Origin of the sequence: Dyadobacter sp. CY351, assembly GCF_021502625.1 — a bacterium.
Classification (GTDB): Bacteria; Bacteroidota; Bacteroidia; order Cytophagales; family Spirosomataceae; genus Dyadobacter; species Dyadobacter chenhuakuii.
The window spans coordinates 481,379-503,760 of the sequence record NZ_JAKFFU010000001.1 but is presented as its reverse complement, the minus strand read 5'-3'; the positions used below and the strand labels follow the sequence as shown (position 1 = coordinate 503,760).

General features: G+C 46.4%; 20 protein-coding genes and 1 tRNA gene. 12 read left to right on the top strand and 9 right to left on the bottom strand.

The window, feature by feature from the left end; genetic code table 11:
* Nucleotides 1-103: 103 nt before the first annotated feature.
* The 3 genes from L0660_RS02125 to L0660_RS02115 all read right to left on the bottom strand — a co-directional run bounded on the left by L0660_RS02125 (nucleotide 104) and on the right by L0660_RS02115 (nucleotide 4,384).
* Complete coding sequence (locus tag L0660_RS02125; RefSeq protein ID WP_235157364.1) at nucleotides 104-1,399, bottom strand: adenylosuccinate synthase; 1,296 nt, start codon at nucleotides 1,397-1,399, stop codon at nucleotides 104-106.
* 75 nt (nucleotides 1,400-1,474) lie between these two features.
* Entirely contained in the window at nucleotides 1,475-1,975 is a 501-nt protein-coding gene (locus L0660_RS02120) for a Fur family transcriptional regulator (RefSeq protein ID WP_026630576.1), read from the bottom strand.
* A gap of 117 nt (nucleotides 1,976-2,092) precedes the next feature.
* A complete protein-coding gene (locus L0660_RS02115; protein ID WP_233795332.1) occupies nucleotides 2,093-4,384 on the bottom strand; it encodes a bifunctional (p)ppGpp synthetase/guanosine-3',5'-bis(diphosphate) 3'-pyrophosphohydrolase in 2,292 nt (763 codons plus the stop codon).
* A gap of 171 nt (nucleotides 4,385-4,555) precedes the next feature.
* Between L0660_RS02115 and L0660_RS02110 the strand changes: the two genes are divergently transcribed.
* Together L0660_RS02110 and tig are read left to right on the top strand one after the other, a co-directional pair.
* Nucleotides 4,556-4,637, top strand: a tRNA-Leu gene (locus tag L0660_RS02110).
* A 164-nt stretch (nucleotides 4,638-4,801) separates the two neighbouring features.
* A complete protein-coding gene (gene tig / locus L0660_RS02105; RefSeq protein ID WP_235157363.1) occupies nucleotides 4,802-6,151 on the top strand; it encodes a trigger factor in 1,350 nt (449 codons plus the stop codon).
* 56 nt (nucleotides 6,152-6,207) lie between these two features.
* Here the strand turns inward: tig and L0660_RS02100 are convergent, their stop codons facing one another.
* Nucleotides 6,208-6,588 (bottom strand): helix-turn-helix domain-containing protein, encoded by a 381-nt coding sequence (locus tag L0660_RS02100; RefSeq protein WP_026630573.1) that lies wholly within the window; start codon nucleotides 6,586-6,588, stop codon nucleotides 6,208-6,210.
* 247 nt (nucleotides 6,589-6,835) lie between these two features.
* On the opposite strand from L0660_RS02100, the gene L0660_RS02095 reads away from it, so the two are divergent.
* The 5 genes from L0660_RS02095 to L0660_RS02075 all read left to right on the top strand — a co-directional run bounded on the left by L0660_RS02095 (nucleotide 6,836) and on the right by L0660_RS02075 (nucleotide 12,116).
* The gene (locus tag L0660_RS02095) at nucleotides 6,836-7,510 is read left to right on the top strand and encodes a ClpP family protease (RefSeq protein WP_026630572.1); all 675 of its coding nucleotides are present in this window, start codon (nucleotides 6,836-6,838) and stop codon (nucleotides 7,508-7,510) included.
* Between the two features lie 255 nt (nucleotides 7,511-7,765).
* Nucleotides 7,766-9,010, top strand: coding sequence for an ATP-dependent Clp protease ATP-binding subunit ClpX (gene clpX / locus L0660_RS02090; protein ID WP_233795329.1), 1,245 nt, complete (start codon nucleotides 7,766-7,768; stop codon nucleotides 9,008-9,010).
* Nucleotides 9,011-9,116: 106 nt separating this feature from the next.
* Entirely contained in the window at nucleotides 9,117-9,893 is a 777-nt protein-coding gene (locus L0660_RS02085; protein WP_235157357.1) for an SDR family NAD(P)-dependent oxidoreductase, read from the top strand.
* 134 nt (nucleotides 9,894-10,027) lie between these two features.
* The gene (locus L0660_RS02080) at nucleotides 10,028-10,987 is read left to right on the top strand and encodes a 1-phosphofructokinase family hexose kinase (RefSeq protein WP_233795327.1); all 960 of its coding nucleotides are present in this window, start codon (nucleotides 10,028-10,030) and stop codon (nucleotides 10,985-10,987) included.
* Nucleotides 10,988-11,054: 67 nt separating this feature from the next.
* Nucleotides 11,055-12,116, top strand: coding sequence for a 6-bladed beta-propeller (locus L0660_RS02075; RefSeq protein WP_235157355.1), 1,062 nt, complete (start codon nucleotides 11,055-11,057; stop codon nucleotides 12,114-12,116).
* A 27-nt stretch (nucleotides 12,117-12,143) separates the two neighbouring features.
* On the opposite strand, the gene L0660_RS02070 is transcribed toward L0660_RS02075, so the two are convergent.
* Nucleotides 12,144-12,869, bottom strand: a complete 726-nt coding sequence (locus L0660_RS02070) for a hypothetical protein (RefSeq protein ID WP_235157352.1) — start codon at nucleotides 12,867-12,869, stop codon at nucleotides 12,144-12,146.
* Nucleotides 12,870-13,076: 207 nt separating this feature from the next.
* Here L0660_RS02070 and L0660_RS02065 point away from each other — a divergent pair, with 207 nt between their 5' ends.
* Complete coding sequence (locus L0660_RS02065) at nucleotides 13,077-15,398, top strand: TonB-dependent receptor (protein ID WP_235157350.1); 2,322 nt, start codon at nucleotides 13,077-13,079, stop codon at nucleotides 15,396-15,398.
* 43 nt (nucleotides 15,399-15,441) lie between these two features.
* On the top strand, nucleotides 15,442-15,990 hold the full coding sequence (locus tag L0660_RS02060; RefSeq protein WP_235157347.1) for a hypothetical protein: 549 nt from the start codon (nucleotides 15,442-15,444) through the stop codon (nucleotides 15,988-15,990).
* Here the strand turns inward: L0660_RS02060 and L0660_RS02055 are convergent, their stop codons facing one another.
* Entirely contained in the window at nucleotides 15,991-16,401 is a 411-nt protein-coding gene (locus L0660_RS02055; RefSeq protein ID WP_026630564.1) for a Fur family transcriptional regulator, read from the bottom strand.
* A gap of 251 nt (nucleotides 16,402-16,652) precedes the next feature.
* Between L0660_RS02055 and L0660_RS02050 the strand changes: the two genes are divergently transcribed.
* Nucleotides 16,653-17,045, top strand: a complete 393-nt coding sequence (locus L0660_RS02050) for a MerC domain-containing protein (protein WP_235157345.1) — start codon at nucleotides 16,653-16,655, stop codon at nucleotides 17,043-17,045.
* A gap of 2 nt (nucleotides 17,046-17,047) precedes the next feature.
* Here the strand turns inward: L0660_RS02050 and L0660_RS02045 are convergent, their stop codons facing one another.
* The gene (locus L0660_RS02045) at nucleotides 17,048-18,262 is read right to left on the bottom strand and encodes a serine hydrolase (protein WP_235157343.1); all 1,215 of its coding nucleotides are present in this window, start codon (nucleotides 18,260-18,262) and stop codon (nucleotides 17,048-17,050) included.
* Between the two features lie 151 nt (nucleotides 18,263-18,413).
* Here L0660_RS02045 and L0660_RS02040 point away from each other — a divergent pair, with 151 nt between their 5' ends.
* Together L0660_RS02040 and L0660_RS02035 are read left to right on the top strand one after the other, a co-directional pair.
* Nucleotides 18,414-20,132, top strand: a complete 1,719-nt coding sequence (locus tag L0660_RS02040) for an IlvD/Edd family dehydratase (protein ID WP_235157341.1) — start codon at nucleotides 18,414-18,416, stop codon at nucleotides 20,130-20,132.
* 42 nt (nucleotides 20,133-20,174) lie between these two features.
* Complete coding sequence (locus L0660_RS02035; RefSeq protein WP_235157338.1) at nucleotides 20,175-20,972, top strand: SDR family NAD(P)-dependent oxidoreductase; 798 nt, start codon at nucleotides 20,175-20,177, stop codon at nucleotides 20,970-20,972.
* On the opposite strand, the gene L0660_RS02030 is transcribed toward L0660_RS02035, so the two are convergent.
* Both L0660_RS02030 and gldD read right to left on the bottom strand, forming a co-directional pair.
* A complete protein-coding gene (locus L0660_RS02030; RefSeq protein WP_233795316.1) occupies nucleotides 20,969-21,685 on the bottom strand; it encodes a hypothetical protein in 717 nt (238 codons plus the stop codon). The two genes, L0660_RS02035 and L0660_RS02030, sit on opposite strands and share 4 nt — an antisense overlap.
* 73 nt (nucleotides 21,686-21,758) lie before the next feature.
* Nucleotides 21,759-22,343, bottom strand: coding sequence for a gliding motility lipoprotein GldD (gene gldD / locus L0660_RS02025; protein ID WP_235157337.1), 585 nt, complete (start codon nucleotides 22,341-22,343; stop codon nucleotides 21,759-21,761).
* Nucleotides 22,344-22,382 lie beyond the last annotated feature (39 nt).

Genomic DNA, 22,382 nt, shown 5'->3' with positions numbered 1-22,382 from the left:
GGGGGGCGGGTTCGTGGGGCGGTCTCTTCTCACCTCTGCCCCCCTTCGGCTCCGCTCAGGCTGACAGGGCTGTATTCAAGCTGACAAGCTAGCAACTCTTATTCTAAACCGACAACGCCGAGGCTTCTCTGCTAATCAACGCCTCTCTATCCGGCCCGGTCGAGATAAAGGTAATCGGCAGCTTCAACTCTTCTTCCAAAAACTTCACATAAGCCAGCAACTCCTCTGGAATGGCATCGAAATCGTGGATTCCGTCTAATGACTGCTGCCATCCTTTGAAATCTTTGTAAACCGGCTCCACCGTTTCGTCACACAGGTCGTATGGCAAATGATCGGTTAATGTGCCGTCTGGCAGGCGGTAGTTGGTGCAGACGCGGATGTTGTCAAAAATAGTTAACACATCCACTTTCATCATAATCAATTGCGTAACGCCGTTGATCATGATCGCATATTTCAATGCAGGCAAATCAAGCCAGCCGCAGCGGCGTGGGCGTCCGGTTGTGGCGCCGAATTCGCGGCCTTCCTGACGCATTTTTTCACCTGTTTCTTCTAATAATTCTGTTGGGAATGGGCCGCTTCCCACGCGTGTGCAGTAAGCTTTGAAAATCCCGAAAACCTCTCCTACCTGGCTCGGCGCGATACCCAAACCTGTGCAGGCACCAGCCGTCATTGTAGTAGAGCTTGTTACAAAAGGATAAGAACCGAAATCGATATCCAGCAATGATCCTTGTGCGCCTTCTGCCAAAACAGTTTTCGAAGCTGCTAATGCTTCATTGACAACATATTCGCTATCAACCAGCGTGAATTGCTTCATGAATTCGATCGCACCGAAGAAGTTCTCTTCCGATTTTGGAAGCACTTCTGAGTAATCGAATGCATAAAAATCAAGGATGGTTTTATGTGCGTCAACCAGCCTTTTATATTTATCAGCAAAGTTTGGAGAAAGCACATCGCCTACGCGAAGGCCCAATCTTGCCACCTTATCCTGATAAGCAGGACCAATTCCTCTCAATGTTGAACCGATCTTGGAATCACCTTTCGAGCGCTCATAAGCAGCGTCAAGCAGCGAATGGGTAGGAACAATAATCGATGCTTTTTTAGAAACAAAAAGATTACTGATCAGGTCAAGATTGTATTTTCCAAGATTTTCAATTTCTCTTTTGAAGACGATCGGGTCCAAAACAACGCCGTTCCCGATAATGTTCTGGATATCGCTGCGGAAAATGCCCGATGGAATTTGGTGCAAAACGTGCTTGATCCCGTCAAACTCCAAGGTGTGTCCCGCATTAGGTCCTCCCTGAAAACGGGCTACAACCTGATAACGTGGCGCGAGAACGTCCACAATCTTACCTTTTCCCTCGTCTCCCCATTGAAGACCAAGTAATACGTCAACTTTCATTCAATTTATGATTACTGAAACTAATATGGTGTAAGGTTGGCCAGGCAAACGAATGCTGCCCGGCCCAATGTTTTATTATCTGTCTTCGTAAACCGCAGAAGTTTCCCGAACCTCGTTCCGGTTCTGGCAGTTTTCTTTGGTGCAGTTGCCGTAAAAAATAAGTGAGTGATGCATCACACTGAAATTCAGCATTTCACCCACCATATTCTGGATCGACTGAATGCGCGGGTCGCAGAATTCCATCACTTTATGGCAATCCGTGCAGATCAGGTGATCGTGCTGCTTGTTACCATAAGATTTTTCAAACTGCGCCAGATTTTTACCGAACTGATGCTTGGTAACCAGGTCACAATCCACGAGAACATCCAATGTATTGTAAACAGTCGCGCGGCTCACCCGGTAACGCTTGTTTTTCATGCTGATGTAAAGCTCGTCTACATCGAAGTGATCTTCCCTGGTGTAGATCTCTTCCAGGATCGCAAAACGCTCAGGCGTTTTGCGCAGTCCTTTATTTTCCAGGTAAGCCGTTAAGATTTTCTTTGCGGCTTCAAAATTCGGTTTGCTGGCTTGTGGCATATCTCTGATATTCTTGCGCGAAAATACGCTTTTTTACTTAAATCACAGTCACTTTCACAGTCTTAGTTCTGACCATCCAGTTTTATAACACCTTAGTATGTGAATGGTTCCTTGCGGCTATTTGCCGTTCAGGTTGGTGTCAAAACGCTGCACATTGTACACACCCTCCACCTGCTCTAACTTCCCGATCAGAATGTCCAAGTGCTTGGTATCCTGCACATAAAGCTTAATATCCCCATTAAAAACGCCATCCTTTGTGTCAATGGTCAGGCCTCTCATGTTAATGTGCAGCTCGTTGGAAATGATCCTGGTTACGTCGTTAACCAAGCCCACGCGGTCGGTTCCGGACAGATATAGACCTGCCAGGAACGCTTCATCCTTACCCGATTCCCACTTGGCCTTAATGATGCGGTTTCCGTGCTTGGACATCAGTTCCGCGGCATTCGGGCAGGTCGTCCTGTGAATCTTGATGCCTTCGTTAATCGTTACAAAACCAAAAACGTCATCTCCGGCGATCGGATTGCAGCATATGGCAAGTTTGTAATCGATTTTATCCATGTCGTCGCCGATCAGGAGCGTGTCGCTGTCTGCGCGGTCGCCATGAATGTGTTTGAGAAATTTGGTAAGCGTTTTGCCGTCGCCCGCATTTGTTGCCGGTGAGGGAGCCGCCGGATTGCTGTCCGTTGCTTTGCGCTCTTTTGCTTCCTTATCTCTTTTAAACCGCTTTAATTCATCCAGATGAATGTATCCTTTCCCGATCCGGTAGAAGAAATCACTTGTCGTTTTACATTCAAAAAATGCTCTCAATTGGTTCACCACCTCAGCCGTAAGCTCCATTCCGAGGATTTTCAGCTTTTTCTCGACCATCTGCCGCCCGTCTGTTTCATAACGGCGGTTGTCTTCTTTCAGAAAATCCTTGATCCTGGCCCTCGCTTTCGAAGTTACTACGATCCGCAGCCAGTCCTCATTCGGTTTCTGTTTGCTGGATGTAATAATTTCGATCTGATCCCCATTATTAAGCACATAACTAATCGGAACGAGGATCCCTCCTACTTTCGCGGCCATGCAATGCACGCCTACTTCCGAGTGTATATCAAATGCAAAATCCAGCGCCGTGGCACCGCTTTGCAGCACTTTAAGTTCTCCTTTTGGTGTAAAAACAAAAACCTCTTCATTGAATAAATTGCTCCTGAACTCATCCAGGAACTCAATAGCAGCGGTTTTATCCCCAAAACCATTCTCCAATGTCTCCCTCACCTGGGTGATCCATTGCTCAATGTTACCGCGGACTTTGGTATCATTGCCCTTGTATTTCCAGTGCGCCGCATATCCTTTTTCCGCAATTTCGTCCATCCGCGAAGTCCGGATCTGCACTTCCACCCACTGTCCGCTTTTGCTCATCACCGTCGAGTGGAGCGACTGATAACCATTGGCACGCGGCGTACTCAAAAAGTCTTTCAGACGATCCGGGTTGGGCTTATAATGGTCGGTAACAATGGAATACGCCTGCCAGCAAATCGCTTTTTCCCTGTCATTCTCCGCCGAAGATTCCAGAACAATGCGAATGGCAAAAAGATCATAAATTTCTTCAAAAGGCTTGTTCTGCTTTTTCATTTTGTTCCAAATCGAATAAATCGATTTGGGGCGGCCTTTCAGGATAAAATTTAATCCCGCAGATTCCAGATCCTGCGCAATCGGCTCCATAAACTTCGAGATGAACCGGTCACGGATGCCTTTGGTTTCTCTCAGTTTCCTGGCAATAGCACGGTATTCCTGGGGTTCGGTATATTTCAGGTAAAGCTCTTCCAGCTCCGACTTAATGCTGTAAAGTCCAAGCCGGTGCGCCAGGGGTGCGTAAATGAAAATGGTTTCGGAAGCAATTTTCAGCTGTTTGTCGCGCGGCATGCTATCCAGCGTCCGCATGTTATGCAGCCTGTCGGCAAGTTTCACGAGAATTACGCGCACATCGTCAGACAATGTGAGCAGCATTTTCCGGAAGTTTTCAGCTTGTTGGGAGCTGCCATATTCGAACCTTCCGGAAATTTTGGTTAGTCCGTCGATGATTTTTGCTACTTTTTTGCCAAAAAGCCGCTCAATGTCTTCGATACGCATATCCGTATCCTCCACTACATCGTGCAGCAAGGCGGCCACAATGCCCGTCGTACCCAATCCGATCTCTTCAACTACGATCTGGGCAACGGCAAGCGGGTGGTAAATATAGGGTTCTCCCGAGCGGCGACGCATGTCCTTATGCGCGTCCACGGAAGTGTAAAAGGCTTTTTTGATTAGTTTGGCATCATTATCCTTTAAGAAGGGCTTGGCTGTTCGTAATAACCTCCGGTATTTTTTGAGAATATCCTTCCGCTCCTGTTCCAGATCAATGGTGAGGGGTTCAACGAGTTGCTCCACTGCTATATTTTAATTGGTATGCTTCACCAAAATAACAAATTCCGGCGACATTTTTCAATTTAATTTTACCCAAAGATAAAATTTTCAAAAAAGTTTGCATCTATCTAAAAAATAAGAATACCTTTGCACTCCCAATTCGACAAAAGGTGTCGAAAACGGGAAAATAAGTGAGCGGGCGTGGCGGAACTGGTAGACGTGCTAGACTTAGGATCTAGTGCCGCAAGGCGTGGGGGTTCGATTCCCTCCGCCCGTACGATTAACAAGGGAATGACGGGGCGTCAGGATTCCTATCTCGATAAGAAAAATGAGCTGCTCCGAAGTAAAACCCGTCAAATGCCCTCAGGACTTAGTTTTGAGGGCATTTTTGTTTTTCTTTTCTATTTAATCTAAAAGTTTTACCCATAGCATAAGCGACACATGGAAGTTGTATTAGAACAAAATTCGCCGACATTAGCCTCTCTTAAAGTAACGTTGACGAAAGACGATTATCAGCCTAAAATTGATAAGACGATCAAGGATTACTCAAAAAAGGTTAACCTGAAAGGCTTTCGTCCTGGCAAAGTGCCATCCCATGTGATTCAGCGCATGTATGGTAAAAGCATTCTGGTTGACGAGGTGAACAACCTCTTGAGCACTGCCGTAAGCAGCTATATCAGAGAAAATAAATTGCAGGTTGTTGGCGACCCTGTTCCCAACCGCGAAAAAGCTGCCGAAGTTAATTGGGACAGCCCAAGCGAGCTGGAATTCATCTATGACCTGGGTGTTGCTACGGATTTCGAAATCAACTTCTCAGAGCTTCCAGCAGTAAAACGTTACACGATTAATGTTGACGATACAGAATTGTCTAAAACAATCGAAAACCTGCGTGAGCGCTTTGCAGAAAACATTCATCCGGAAGTGAGCGAAGAAGGTGATATGATCTTCGGAGAGCTGAAACAGGAATCTTCCGAATTCACAACCCGCACTGCGATCCCTACCAAACAAGTGAAAGCAGATGCACTGGCGAAGTTCATCGGTGTTAAGAAGGGTGACGAAGTCGTTTTCGACATTCAAAATACATTTGCCGACGAAGCAGCGATTGCACACGTTACCGGCAAGAAAAAAGAAGATGTAGCGACGCTTTCCGGCGACTATACATTGGTTGTTGAAGATGTAACGCGTTCAGCAGCATCGGAACTGAACCAGGATCTTTTTGACAAAGTTCTGGGACCAGGCCAGGTTGAAAACGAAGAGCAGTTCAACGAAAAGCTTCTGGAAATCATCAAAGGAAACTACGAGCGCGAAACAGAAGCATTGCTTCGTCGCGATATCGAGAATGCTTTGCTGGACAGCATTGCCATCGAACTTCCGGGCGATTTCTTGAAAGACTGGCTGGAGCGCACCAACGAAGGCAAATTCACCCGCGAGCAGATCGAAGAGCAATTCGAAGATTTTAAAAAATCATTGAAATTGAGCTTGATCAAAAATAAAGTGGCTGACAAAGAAAGTGTTAAAGTGGAATATCCTGAAATCCTTGAATTTACCCGCAATATGGTAAAAGGACAGTTTGGAATCTACGGAGACGATGACAACATGAAAGAAACCATTGACCGCGTGGCTCAGGGTTACCTTGCTGATAAAGAGCGTGACAACTACACACAGGTTTTCAATCAGGTTTTTGACAACAAAGTAATGGAGATCATCCGCAGCCAGGTTTCTACGGACGAGCAGACCATTGAAGTAAGCGAATTTGAAAAACTGGCGAAAGGCGAAGAAGTAGCCGCGTAACCAGTTCTGATAATATTTTTTTTTCACCGTTCATTGCATTTGCATGAACGGTGTTTTTATTTAAAACCAATGCGTTCGCGTTCTTCACCAATATGCCGAATGATCCCATCGCCGAACCATTGCTTGAATTTCATCTTCCATTGATCGAGCTCGTTCTGCATTCGGCGGTTTTCCGAGAGTAACCGTGTATTTTCCTGACGTAGCCACTCCGTTTCTGACATAGTTAAGCCGTCGAAGCCCAATAATTCCGGGAGCGGAACGTCGAGCAGTTTGGCAATGTTTTCGACTCTGGAAACAGAAAGCTCAGTCCGGCCACGCTCCAGATCGCCGTATGCCGTTGTGGAAAGGCCGAGCATATCAGCCATATTTTCCTGAGAAAGCCCTTTTTGCAGCCGGATCAGGCGAATTTTTTCAGACAAGTTTGATGTAACATTCATAGCCACCGCGTTTTTCATGCCGATTTATCATTTGTTATGCAATGTAATAAAGACCTTCTTCGCTGACTCTCGCAATTTTCGATAATTTATCGCTTGAATAGACAAGGATTATTCAATGAAATAATCAATTTTGTGAAATCCAAAGAATAAAGAGGCCGGATTATTAACAGAAACTAACAGATAGCGCTTTTTGTTCTTTTACTTATTTGCCCTTTAATATTACTTCAATTAAAATTTAAATTGATCGATGAACCACGGAAATGAATTTAGAAAATACGCCGTTCACCACCTTGGGATGAATGGTCTTACAGTTGACGGCTACGTAAACCACACAGTTGAAAATATGACGCGTTCAGTCATTGAAGAGCGTCCGATGAACTTCCGTGAAGTAGATGTTTTCTCGCGCCTGATGGCCGACCGCATTATTTTTATGGGAACCGGTGTTGATGACAACATTGCCAACATTATCGTTGCCCAGCTTTTGTTCCTTGAATCGGCTGATGCGAAAAAAGATATTTTAATGTATATCAACAGCCCGGGCGGTTCTGTGTATGCAGGTTTGGGAATTTATGACACGATGCAATATGTGCGTCCGGATGTGGCAACGGTTTGTACGAGCCTTGCAGCTTCTATGGGTGCAGTGCTTCTGGCAGGCGGCGCGGCAGGAAAAAGATCCGCACTTCCACACGCCCGTGTAATGATTCACCAGCCATCAGGCGGTGCGCAGGGAACGTCGGTTGACATTGAAATCACCACGCGTGAAATTGTTAAACTGCGTCACGAGTTGTACGAAATCCTGGCAAACCACACAGGTCAGACACCTGAGCAAATCGCTATCGATTCCGATCGCGATAAGTGGCTAAAAGCTTTGGAAGCAAAGGATTACGGCCTGATTGACGAAGTTTTGACAAGAGACAAATAAGGTCTGAATGCTTTTTCTTTAACCGCCCGGATAGGTCCCCTGTCCGGGCGGTTCTTATTATAAGGGCCGGGGCCGATTTGGTAACCCCGACAAAAAACCGGAAATTTGTAATATTGTCTCTACACAGGTCAACATCGGTAAGATTTTTTGAAACATTAATTTCAGTCTTCTTGTTAATGTGGCTCCTGGTTTGTAATCACACAGCAAGTTCAAGTTGGCGACAAACCTGCAATTATTTAAAATACAGCGAAATCAATGGCACAAGTTAGTTGTTCGTTCTGCGGACGTAAGAAAAACGAAGTAGATTTATTACTTTCCGGAATCGATGCACATATATGTAATCACTGCATCGCGCAGGGACATCAGGTAATAACAGAGGAGTTGGGATCCAAAGAAGATAAAAAGGAAAAAAAGACCAAGTTACCCAAGCTGAAACCCATTCCCCCGCAAGAAATTAAGCATTTCCTCGAACAATATGTGATTGGCCAGGACGAAGCAAAACGCTCATTGGCAGTTGCCGTTTACAATCATTACAAGCGCCTCAACCAGCCGACTTCCGAAGATGATGTTGTGATCGAAAAGTCGAACATTATAATGGTAGGCGAAACGGGAACCGGGAAAACCTATCTGGCCAAATCCATCGCACGCATTCTCCAAGTTCCTTTCTGCGTGGCGGATGCAACCGTTGTTACAGAAGCGGGTTATGTTGGTGAAGATGTTGAAACAATTTTGACCAGACTGCTGCAAGCGGCTGATTACAATGTGGAAGCTGCCGAGCGTGGGATTGTTTATATTGATGAAATCGATAAAATCGCGCGCAAATCGGATAATCCTTCTATTACACGGGATGTCAGCGGCGAAGGCGTTCAGCAGGCCCTTTTGAAATTACTGGAAGGCTCATCTGTGAATGTTCCACCACAAGGCGGACGCAAGCACCCCGACCAGAAAATGATCACTTTGAACACGGAAAACATCCTGTTCATTTGCGGCGGCGCATTCGATGGCATTGAAAGGCACATTGGAAAACGCATTAATACGCGCCCGATCGGCTTTTCAGGAGATAACCGCATTATCGAGATCTTCGATAAAGGAAATCTGATGCGTTATGTGACTGCTATGGACCTTAAATCATTCGGTCTGATTCCTGAATTGATCGGCCGTCTGCCGGTGTTGACGCATTTAAATCCATTGGATCGCGAAACATTGCGCAGGATTTTAACAGAGCCTAAAAATGCATTGGTAAAACAATATGCAAAATTATTCTCCATGGAGGGCATTACACTTCATGTTGAAGACGAAGTGCTGGACTTTATCGTTGACCAGGCTATGACTTACAAACTGGGAGCACGTGGTCTCCGCGCGATATGCGAGTCGATCATGACGGACGCGATGTTTGATCTGCCTTCCCAAAAAGATGTGAAAGAATTCACGCTTTCGCTGGATTACGCAAAAGACAAGTTCGAGAAATCTTCCATGTCATTACTTCGCTCTGTGGCCTAAACAAGCGATTGACAATATTGAAAACGCTCTGCTTTCCTCATCGGAATTCAGAGCGTTTTACTTTTTATGGCAATAGTCCTATTTTGCATTAAAATTAAATTCTGAAATGGAAAATTGGTTAGCAAATAAGTCTATTGTAATTATTGGAGGAACAACAGGGCTGGGCTTTTCTGCTGCTAAGGCTTTTGTGAGAAATGGTGCTAATGTGGTGGTCGTAGGCCGCAACCCGGAGAACTGTCTCGTGGCCGAGCTGCACCTGGGCAACACCGCCCGCGCCAAGCAAGGCGACGCCACTCATCCGCAAACCGCATTGGACGCCATTCAGCTTTGTATCCGGGAATTCGGCAGTTTTGATGGCTTATACCACGTTGCCGGCGGAAGTGGTGAAAAATTTGGCGACGGCCCTTTGCACGAACTCTCGCTCGAAGGCTGGAATAAGACACTGGACCTTAATTTAACTTCGCTCATGCTCTCAAACCAGGCTGCGATCCGCACATTTATGGGCATGAACAAAGGTGGCAGCATTCTTAATATGAGCTCCGTGCTGGCACATGCTCCGGCTTCACAGCATTTTGCCAATCATGCTTACGCCACAGCGAAATCAGCCGTCATTGGTTTTTCGAAATCCATCGCAGCTTCCTATGCCTCCAAAAATATCCGCGTGAATGTATTAACGCCCGGCATCATTGAGGGCGTTGAGAACAGCTCGGAAGCCTCAGACCGATACATCAGAAGCAAACAACCCCTCGATGGCGGCCGCTATGGCTTGGCAGGCGACCTGGATGGCGCTTCGGTTTACTTTATGTCTGATTATGCGCGCTTTACGACCGGGCAAATCTTCACCGTGGATGGTGGCTGGGAAATTACGGATGGCCAATTCTAGGCGTTATCTGGTCATACTTGTGTGAAGAAATTATGCAGGCTGTACCACAGATCGCTTTTTTGCTTTTATTCGCGTAAATTCGTTTAATAAGTTCTTTCGGACTTGTTGGTTTTTAACTTACGCAATAGAAATATATGGCAACCGGCCCCATTGTAACGCTTACAATTAATCCAGCCCTTGATAAAAGCTCAAATGTCTCACGCATTGTGCCTGACAATAAACTGCGCTGCGACGCCCCAAACTTTGAAGCGGGCGGCGGCGGTATCAATGTGGCCAAAGCGGTGCATAGGTTGGGCGGGAACCCCATCGCCATTTTTACGATAGGCGGGCCAACAGGCCAGCGTTTGCACAAGCTGGTGAAAGCGGAAGGCGTGGAAACAATGGTGATCGAAACCAAGCAATGGACCAGGGAAAACTTCCATGTGCTGGAAACGAGCACGGGATTTCAATATCGTTTCGGGATGCCGGGAACGGAAATGATGCCTACCGAAGTGCGGTCTATTTTGGAAACATTGGAAGAACTGGATCCAAAACCATCCTACATTATCGCCAGCGGAAGCCTGCCTCCCGGCGTTCCGGCGGACTTTTACGGACAAATTGCCAAGATCGCCAATCAGCAGGGCGCCAAATTTATCGCTGATACATCTGGCGATGCCCTTCGTTATGCGACAGAAGCAGGCATTTATTTATTAAAACCAAACATTGACGAGCTAAGTGAGCTGGTAGGCGTTGAAAAACTGGAACTGGACGAGGTGGACGACGCTGCCAGGGCATTGATCATCCGCGGTCAATGTGAAATTGTTGTCGTTTCAATGGGCGCAATGGGCGCAATGCTCGTTACGGAAGATCAGGTGGAACATATCCCGGCTCCTCCCGTGGAACCCAAAAGTACAGTCGGCGCGGGCGATAGCATGCTTGCGGGTATTATATGGACATTATCACAGGGGAAATCCGTGCGGGAAGCTGTGAGAATGGGCGTTGCCTGCGGAACCGCGGCCACGATGAACTCCGGAAGCGAACTGTTTAAGATGCAGGATGTAAACCGCCTCATGGATTGGCTGAACCGTTACGGCAAACGTTATTCTGCGAGTTGATTTTATGTAAAAAAGGTGAAATAGTAAGATTTCCTTGCATTCGCCTTTTGCATAGAAAACAATCGTTATGCCTGAACAACATACCCGCCGTGATTTTGCCAAATTAACAGCATTAACTGCCGCTGCCATTACATTCAAACCGTTCTATATTCTTCATGCCAAGCCAAAAGTGGATGGGGAAGTGATCGGCCACGGATCCTATAAATACAAAGTGCACCAAAGCTGGGGCAATCTGGATGCTGCCAAGTTTCCGGTTAACAATTGCCACGAAATGGTGCAGGACAGCAAAGGCAGGCTGATTATGGTTGGGGATGAGGTCAAAAACAACATTCTTATTTACGACAGATCGGGCAAATTGCTGGAAACCTGGGGACACGAATTTCCAGGCGGACATGGCCTCACGTTATGGAATGCAAACGGCGAAGAGTTCCTGTTTATCAGCGATCCCAACCTGGGTAAGGTCTTCAAAACAGATTTAAAAGGAAAAATACTGCTGACCATTGAACACCCCTCAAAAGTTGGCGCCTATAAAGAAGCCGATCCATTCAAACCCACAGAAACAGCCATCGGGCCCGACGGAACGATTTATGTTGCAGACGGTTACGGCTCGCAGTGGATTTTAAGATACAATCAGAAAGGTGAATTCATTGATAAATTTGGTGGATCGGGAGACGGCGACGCGCAGTTTTCAACAGCCCACGGCATAGCGATCGATTACCGTGACAAAGCGAACCCAACATTGCTCATCACCTCCCGCGCGCACAATGCTTTCAAAAGATTTACATTAGACGGAAAATACCTGAGCACATTGTTCCTGCCCGGCGCATTCGTTTGTCGTCCCGTATTTCACGGTGACACCCTTTTTGCCGGCGTCTGCTGGTCAAGGCTGCGTTATTTAAACCAGACACCAAACTCAGGTTTTGTGACTATTATTGATAAAAACAACAAGGTTATTTCCAATCCCGGCGGAACAGCACCAGTTTATCAAAAGGGCGAATTACAATTAATGTTGCAGGAAAAACCCATCTTCATGCATTGCCACGACGTGTGCGTAGACCAGGATGAGAATATTTATGTTTGCCAGTGGAACGCCAAGAAAACGTATCCGGTGAAACTGGAAAGAGTTTAGAATAAGCATTCGGGCTGATTCGCTTCCTCAGCGAATCAGCTTGATTGTAATCCCATTGATCACCATTGTGCCTACGGTTAAAATTCCATAGGCCGCGCCAACGGACATTTGCGGCACCAGCATTGCCACACCCACGAGGAATGCTACAAACCCATAACCTGCCAAAAGCAATCCGTAAAGAATCCGCACGGCAGCGTCAGATCCTTGCTGCGAATGTGTAAAAACGGCCAATGTGGAGGTCATGATCGGGAAAGGAGTCAAGATCCCGCTCCAGGTGGGCCCAAGATAATCCGCGGCCTGAGTTAGTACCACCACAAAAAACGTCGCAACGAGCATACGCAGCGGAATGTCGTAAACCGGCTGCTTCCTCACCTCCCCTTTTCCTTTTGGTTTTGGAAAAAAATACAAAACTGCCGTTAGCACAACGAGATTCAAAATCACGGCTGATACCAATGATATGGTGCTTCCCAATGATAAGATCGCCACGATGAAGAAAACCACGTAACTGATCATAACGGTAGGCAACCATGAAAGCCGGGACGAGAGGACGGAGTAAACCAATGCGAACAATATGGTCCCAACCGAGCCCAGCAATGCCGAAGTGATCGTGGAAGCAGCGAATAACGGGCCGTGTTCCAACGCGATAAAAAAGGAAATTGGCCCGGCAACCCATGGAAATCCGCCGATCCAGCCGCCTAAGCCTTCACCCCATTTTCTGACGGCAAGTGTAACGCCCGCAATCAGGGGAGGCATAAGCAATATTTTGGCAAGAAGGAGATCAGACAAAGCAACAGGGCATAAAATGTGACGCAAATTTACGTTTCAGCTATTAAATCGCCGTTAAAATCAGAAAATTGTTAAAGCTTTTATTTGCAACGCAGTTGCAAAACGCATATTTTTGCAACATTGTAACAGTTTAATGTTACGCAAACTTCTCTTTTAAGGCATAAAGTGCTGACAATGAAACGGATTGCCATTAGTCTCCTTCTCTTTTTTACCTCCTTCATTGCACATGCCCAAACCACGGATTGCGCTTGTTTTGTAAAGGGAGTGGTGAAGGATCAGCACACCGGGCAGCCGATCGTTGGTGCGACGGTTTTGGTGGTTGGACAAAACAGCGGTGTTTTTACAGATGAAAACGGGCGTTACGAGCTGCGGAATCTCTGCCCTGGCGCTTATACATTGGAATGCAGGATCATTGGTTACAATCCTTTCCGTGAAAAGCTGGATTTAACTGCTGGTCATGAAGAAAACTTCAATTTGCTGGAACAGGAAGTGCATTTAAAGGATGTTGAGATCACGGCACACAGGACCGATGCGCCAAGCTCGCAACCGTTATCGACCATTACAGGAGCCGATCTTGACAAAACGCGCGGGCAAAATCTGGCAGAAAGTTTGAAAGGAATGACCGGCGTTACATCCCTGCAAACGGGCTCTTCGATATCAAAACCTGTCATTCACGGCCTCCATAGCAACAGGATCCTGATCATGAACAATGGTGTGCGGCAGGAAGGCCAGCAATGGGGTTCCGAGCACGCACCCGAAATTGACCCTTTCATAGCGACCCGCTTATCGGTTGTAAAAGGCGCTGCGGGCGTGCGTTACGGCTCGGATGCGATCGGCGGCGTAATTCTCGTGGAACCGGAAGAGCTTCCTTTCGATAAAGCATTGAGCGGTGAAGTGAATGCAGTCGGTTTTACCAATGGCCGTCAAGGCGTTTTATCAGGAACATTGCAAGGCAGTATCAAGGGCTTCAAAGGCTTTGGATGGCGGGCGCAGGGAACTATTAAAAGAGGCGGGAACATTAGAACGTCTGATTATTTCTTGGATAATACGGGCATCAGCGAGAAAAACTTCTCATTGGCAGCGGGTTACCGCAACAAGGGCTTGGGAATTGACGTGTTTTACAGCCGTTTTGATACGAAAATCGGGATATTTTCCGGCTCCCACATTGGCAGCGTTACGGATTTACTGAATGTGATTGAAAACGGCGAGCCCTTTGTAAAATCGGGTTTCAGTTACAACATTGGCCGGCCTAACCAGAATGTGAGCCACGAGCTCATGAAGGCGGAGACACATTATCATTTTCAAAATGGCAACCGATTTCAATGGACCATTGCGCGGCAATTGAACGATAGGAACGAATTTGATCTGCACCGTCCAAGAAATGACTCCATAGCAGCCCTGAACCATCCCGAACTAACATTTAAACTGACCACATTAACCAATGATGTAGTCTGGGATCATAAGCCTATTGCCGGAAAACTTGCCGGGCAGCTCGGAATCAGCACATTATATCAGTTTAACCTGATGGATGGCAGGCCGCTGATCCCTAATTTCAATCAGTTCAACATTGGGTTTTTCTGGATGGAGCGATATGTGACCAATGGCTGGGAACTGGAAGCGGGCGCGCGTTACGATTATCGCTCGCTGACGTCTTTCCGGATCGTGAACCGTGAAAAAGTATCGCAGGATTTCACATTTGCCAATTTCTCGGGAACATTGGGAGCAACCCGAAATTTCTCTGAAAAATTCTCGGCAAGACTGAATTTTGGAACGGCATGGCGTGCGCCTAATGTAAGTGAACTGTTCAGCGACGGCGTGCATCATGGCGCGGCTGCTTTTGAGAAAGGCGATGCTACATTAAAGGCAGAAAAGGCGCTTAATAGCATTGCCAGCGTAAAATATGCCAGCCCGAAGTTTACAGCTGAAATCGGCGGTTACTACAACATTATCTCTGATTTTATTTATCTGAAACCACAAGCCGAACCCATTTTGACAGTTCGCGGCGCCTTTCCATATTTTAAATACACCCAAACAGACGCCAGTTTTAAAGGCGTAGACCTTTCGGCGACCTGGGAGTTTATGAAATACACCAGCGTTTCGAGCAAGTTGAGCTATCTGCGTGTTTACGACCGGCGGAACGACAATTATCTGGTATTAATTCCTGCAAACAGGATCGATAATCAGATCAAATATGAACTGCCGGAAGATGCAAAATGGCACAAAGCCTATTTTTCAGTTGGAAATTTATTTGTAGCACAGCAGAAGCGTGTGCCGCCGGCTAGTGACTTTCTGGCGCCTCCCAAGGCCTACTCGCTATGGAATGTACAAATGGGAACGACATTCAATATTTCCGAAAAACAGCAGCTCGAAGTCGGATTGTCTGTTCAAAATCTCTTCAATGTGGCTTACCGCGACTATCTGAATCGGTTCAGATACTACGCGGATGACATGGGCCGCAATGCATCGTTGCGCCTGAAATGGAAGTTTGGTGCGTGAGATTGCCTTTTTACTCAATTACATAAATACTTTACCTATGAAAATGAACCGTAAATTTTCCTGGATGTTGCTTTTGGCTGCAACCGTTTCCTTTACCCAATGCAAAGATGCCGGCGATGATGTCCAGATCGACGACGAAAACGAATTGATCACTTCTGTGACATTGAAATTTACAGAAGATGGAACGACCAATGTTCAATCATTTTCGTATAAAGATGCAGATGGGGACGGTGGGAATGCTCCAACTCAATTCGATACCATCGCATTAAAACCTAACAAAACGTATACGGTGGCCATTGAGTTACTGGACGAAAGCAAAACGCCTGCGGATAACATTACGGAGGAAGTTGCTGAGGAGTCGGACGAGCATTTATTTGTGTACACGCCTTCACCATCCGCATTGCTTACTTATACTTATGGTGATAAGGATGAGAATAATTTCCCAATCGGGCTAACCGGAAAAGCAGTAACTACAGCCGCAGGATTAGGAAAGTTGAAGGTTCAGCTGCGTCACCAGCCGGACACTAAGAATGGCACGCCAGGACCTGGAAGCGACGATGTAAATCTTGATTTTAACCTGAAAGTGCAGTAATTAACCGCACTTCGGGCAAACTCCCTGGATCAACAAGTTGAAATTTTCGGGGTGATAACCCTTTGGCAGCTGAACGGCAGGAATGTGTAGATTCTCAAGACAATTGGTTTCTCCACATTCACTGCATTTAAAGTGGATATGGTCGTGGTGATGTTTTTCCTCCGAGCAATTGTGCGAGCATAATGCATAGCGCAATCCCTCATCGTCCAGCACCTTATGAATGATGCCTTTTTCAAGAAAGGTTTTCAATGTTCGGTAAATGGTCACCCGATCATAGTTTTCGCCAAGCGCCCCTTCCAGATCTCCATGGGACAACGCATTTTTCTTACTTATAAATGTCGAAAGCACATCTTCACGGCATGTTGTCGTCCGCAGATGATGCCCTTTCAATGTTTCTCTTAACTGATCCATTGTTTCCAATAATTGATTTTTGGAATTCTGTTACGGTTTATTCCATACCGGGAATTCCATACCGGGTACTCCATACCGGGAATACTTTTTATAAAACCTTTCCCATCAAAGTTAAGTTCTAAGTGTAACAATTTCAAAAGGGATTTGGGTAGTGCAAAAAATGAAGAACCGACTGATCACAAAAATAATTGTGCAACTCTGTTGCAAGTGATGCCAGATAGGTTTATTTTTGCAACATTATTGTATATAGCATGAAAGCAGAACACTCACATAGCAAAGCAGATTATATCGGAATCCTGGGTTCTGTGTTGTGCATCGTGCATTGCCTGCTGATGCCTGCACTGGCATTCGGCACCACGATGTCTTCGCATCACCACCACGCCGGATTGGTTTCCCTTGATTATCTTTTTATTCTGATTAACGGCGTTGCCGTCTTTTACGCAACGAAAAACCATAAATCAATTGCTGTAAGAACGATCTTATGGGGAGCATTGGCGTTATTTTCAGTATCGTTGATTTTCGAAGCAGCGCATCCTGTATTCACCTGGCTGGGTTACATTGGCTCGGGATTGCTGATCGTAGGACATTTGACCAATCTGTACATCTGCCAGATCGCTCCCAAAATGAAGTGGAAAGTTTCTTAGCTTTATTTGTCGTATTCAACTTCAAACCGGCTCAGATCGGGCCTGTTAGCCCTTTTCCGGTTTACCTCATACTCAAAAATAGTCTTACCAAGATTGGTCATAAAGGGAAACCCAACCGTGTCGTAATCATACTTATCGTCATTGAAGACCTGGTCTTCGTTGCAATAGATAACGGCAGTCAGCATAAATTCAATTCCCTTCTCAAAATCTGCGATATAGGCATTATCCAGCAGGAAGCCATACGCATCACCTACCTTATTAAAAAGCCGGATATGCCTTGGTAACCGCGTTTTAGTCGCCCCAAACAGCAGAAATTTCGCATAACCGTCGTAGTAATCGTCCGTATAATGTTCCGGAAAGCTTGTTTCAACCGGGAATTGGGACATATACTGATACATAAAACGGTAATCATCGGGAGTAAGATTAAACCGCTGGCTGGCGGGCACTTGCTCCGGGAAGAATAGGGTTTTCAATAACCGATGCTGATCTTCCAATGCAAAGTAGTTTTTTGCTGAAAAGTCAAAAGGCTCATTCACCAGCACATTGTCCTTCATGTAACCCTTCCCTATCAGAATTGGCGTCGGCGATTTCAGTTCTTTTGCCGCATATTTCGCCGGCTGCTCAAAAACCACCTTGCCATCCTTTTCGAACCGGATCGGATTGGTATATCTGTTGTTTTCAGGGCCTATGGGTGAATCCAGCCGGTGCGTGATCCTTACATTGGTGAAGCCCTTTTTATGCAAAGAATCGTTGAACTCCTCCTGTCCGATAAACTCGTACAGCCGGTTAAATGCATCATTGTCGCTTACCAGGAGGATTTTCTTGGCATAATGTGCAACAGATGGTAATTTATTTTCAGAAGTTGAATCTGATTTTACAGCAATCTGCTCGGGTCGCTCTGCTCCTGTCAACATGGGCGTATCCTTATCAATGCCCAGTTTATTCAGCTTTTCAAAAGCCAGCGCAACAGCCGGAAGCTTGACGGTGCTCGCCGGATAAAAGTATTTTGAATTATCAACCTGATAGCGGTGGGTGGTGAAATGCGGCTCGTTTTTGCGGTTTCTGTCAATCTTTGTGTAAAGGATCTGGATCTGGTATTTATCCGGATCTTTAAGGAGCTCGGCAAATCTTTCCGGATGCTTTTTCAGTAATTTTTCAATGAAGTTATCGGCTTGAAATTGTGCGGTTGAAGGTAACGAAACCAATGGTAAGAGCAAGTATAGCAACAATTTATAACCTCGTAACAAAATCATGGAAATCCCTGGGCACGTGTAAAACGAAGATACAATATTTATTTTAAAGGGTTAATGGAATTATATTTTACTGCCAACGGCCTTTACTTATTTGAATATAAACATGGGCGAAATAATGGAGGAAAATAAATTGCGCAGCCGCGGATGGTTCGGAAAGTCCGGTAAGGATGGATTTATATACAGGGCCTGGATGAAAAATCAGGGTTACCCGGCAGATGAATTCGACGGACGACCGGTGATCGGAATTTGCAATACATTTTCGGAATTAACGCCTTGTAATGGTCATTTTCGGGAACTGGCAGAGTCTGTAAAACGGGGCGTATGGGAAGCAGGCGGCTTCCCGGTTGAATTTCCCGTTATGTCTCTGGGCGAAACATTGATGAAACCCACGGCCATGCTCTACCGCAACCTGGCGAGCATGGATGTGGAAGAATCGATCCGCGCCAACCCGGTTGACGGCGTTGTGCTGCTTTGCGGCTGTGACAAAACCACGCCATCACTTGTCATGGGCGCTGCCAGCGTGAACATTCCCACAATCGTCGTTTCAGGCGGGCCAATGCTCACAGGTCGTTACAGGGGCAAAAGCATTGGCACGAGTGACATCTGGCGGTTCAGTGAAATGTACCGCAAAGGTGAACTTTCACAGGAAGAGTTTACGACCTCCGAAGCTTGCATGTGCCGCAGCAACGGACATTGTGCCGTAATGGGAACAGCTTCTACAATGGCTTGTATGGTGGAGTCGCTGGGCCTTACCTTGCCCGAAAATGCGGCTATCCCGGCAGCGGATTCGCGCAGAAAAGTGCTTGCTCATCTGTCGGGCCGCAGGATTGTGCAGATGGTGCACGAGGATCTGCGCCTGTCCCAGATATTGACGAAAGAAGCTTTTGAAAACGCTATTATGCTTAATGCGGCCATTGGCGGCTCGACGAATTTTGTCATACACCTTCTTGCCATTGCAGGTCGGATCGGTGTTGATCTTTCGCTGGATGACTTCAATGCGCTTTGCGCGAAAGTGCCCCTACTGCTTAATTTGCAGCCTTCCGGCGGCTATTTTATGGAAGACTTTTACTATGCAGGCGGCTTACCGGTTGTAATAAAAGAAATGCTCGGGTTGCTGCATCAGAATGTGATCACAGCGAACGGGAAAACAATGGCGGAGAACTGTGCCACGGCCGAATGCTTCGATCCGGAAGTGATCGCTACGCTGGCAGAGCCCGTTAAAGACCTTACCGGATTGGCTGTTGTGCGTGGTAATCTTTGCGTTAATGGTGCCGTGATCAAACCCTCGGCATCGCTGAAACCGGAACTGATGCAACACCGCGGACGGGCAATCGTATTTGAAGATATTGACGATTATAAAGCACGCCTCGACGATCCGGACCTGGATGTGGATGAAAACAGTATTCTGGTTCTTAAAAATGTAGGCCCGAAAGGCTATCCCGGAATGCCGGAAGTAGGAAATATGTCGTTACCGAAAAAACTGCTTGCTCAGGGGGTGATCGATATGGTGCGGATTTCGGATGGACGCATGAGCGGGACCGGATTTGGAACGGTTGTTTTGCACATTTCACCCGAAGCGGCCGTGGGCGGAACGCTCGCATTGGTCAGGGACGGCGACTACATTGAGCTGGACGTTGAAAACAGGAAACTCAATCTGGAAGTGTCGGACGAGGAGCTTGCAGAACGCGCTAAATCCTGGAAACCGCTGGAAATGGGCTATAACCGGGGTTATGTGAATTTGCATATCAATCACGTCATGCAGGCGCACGAAGGTGCTGATCTCGATTTCCTGGTTGGAGGATCGGGAGATAAAGTAACAAGAGATTCGCATTAAGTCGGGACTGAGCAGAGCCCTTTCAAAATCTTAACATGTATAATGAGCAGCCAATTATTTGATAATCAAGTAGCGATCGTAACGGGAGCGGGACAGGGAATCGGGTTTGAGATAGCAAAACAACTCGCGTCACAAGGAGCTTGCGTGATTTTGAATGACTTTGACGAGGACCTCGCCAAAGAAGCTGCGAGTAAAATACGGAATATGGAAGGTGAATGTGTTGCATTTGCAGGCGACGCTTCCAAAGTTGAGGTGATCGATGGAATGGTGGAAGAGGCTGTTAAATGCTTTGGAAAACTTTCTATTGTGGTTGCAAATGCAGGCATTACGCTCTTCGGCGACTTTTTTACTTATCCGGAAGAAAATTTAAGAAAGGTCCTGGAAGTGAATCTGATGGGATCTTTCTTACTTACACAAGCTGCAGCCCGTCAAATGCGTGCGCAAAAAGCCGGTGGCAGAATATTGCTGATGTCTTCGGTTGTAGGCCATCAGGCGCACCAGTTTCTGGGTGCATATGCGATGACGAAGGCAGGATTGGAAATGTTGGCAAAAAATCTTGTGCTGGAATTATCCCCGCACGGCATCACCATTAACACAGTGGCCCCCGGCGCAACATTGACCGAAAGGACACTGGCCGAAGATCCGACTTATCCAAAAATGTGGTCTGCGATCACACCTATGGGCCGCCCGGCGATTTGTGAAGACATTGCTAATGCTGCTTTATTCCTGCTATCCCCGCATTCCGGGCACATTACAGGGCAAAGCCTCGTCGTAGATGGCGGCTGGACTTCGGTAAGCCCCCTACCCGACCTGAGTAACCTGCATGTAAATAAGGATTAATCTTCCATTCCCTGGGAAAACAGCTGTGCTTCCAGGTCATCAATGTTTCCATCCGGCGAAACGAAAAGTTCGCGCGGCTTGGAGGAGGCGACGGGAACAACCGTCATGAACGTGCGATACTGCGCATCTGAAATGATTTTCAATGTCAATGCTCTTTTCAGCACCATCGGGAATGGGACTTTGAAGAAATTGGCGATGTCAGCAGCCAGGAAATCAGGTATTTTTGAAATGTCATTTCTGAAAAAGCTTTCTACTTCTTCAAAAGGAAGCAAGGCTTCAAATATCAATCGCTCAGAACGCGCTGCCAGTGAGGTTGTATTCGTATATAGTGTATGCAAACCCAGTGACACGGTCAGCAAATGAATGTGATAATTACGTTCATTTATCTCCGAAGCTGCATTGACAAACACCCATCCTTTTTGACGATATATTGCAGAAAATCCTTTAAAATTCGGATCAACATTATGCAGTTGGGCGATTTTAATTCCCTCAGGATATGGAAGTTTATGGCCGATCTGATGTACAATGTCCTGCGCATAAGAAATGTCTGCAACCGCGCCCGCAGGCTCGATCATCCAATCCCCATTCACTAATCCCTCAAAAAGCGCATCAGCCAACCGCTGGCTCTCCACCTGACCAAGATGCAGGACGATCCGGTTACCACGCACCGAAAAATCGAGAAGTAGCTGGTTCTTGGGTTGCTTTTTAGCCATAGTGTTTCAGTTGTTGAGGTCCGAACTTCAAAGATACAGCCTTGCACATTCAGCAACAAAGCCTTTCAGATTTTTATCTCCAGTTCAATGTGTTCAAAAGCTGGATCATGTCCTTTTGCAAATAATCTATGACGGGAGCCAGCGAATCGTTTTTTGTGGCAGTGGGAAAGTATATGGCGCCGCGCATGAAGTGTTTTGTACTGTCCGTAGTATAAAACTGGTAAGGGCTGGGCACGTCGCCTTCGATTTTAAACAAAATGGCCGTTTTCCCGGTCTTACTTAAAACCCGCTGTTCCTGAATGGCCGAAGCGCGAATCTGGTGCTTGCTGGCCAGCTTATAGGAATCGTCAATATATGCTTTCAGCAGTGCAGGATTATTCCCGACGTCTTTGTAGGTGATTTGAATGTTGGCTTTGAATTGAGGATAATTGATGAAGATCCAATGCTTGCCTGCCGTTGCAAATGTATCAGGAACAGCCTCTGCGTATTTAGAAAATTCAAATGTATAGGGATGCTCCTGCGTCAGTTTTTGATAAGTATGCGGCGGCAGATCCACCCTGTTGAAACCCTTGGGTTTGGGGACATAACTGGCTTCTTTTTTACTGCATGCGGCTGATATAATGCATATGACAGAGAAAAGCAGTATTTTTTTATACATTGAAATGATCTCTTTTATAAAACTGAACGCGCAAACTTA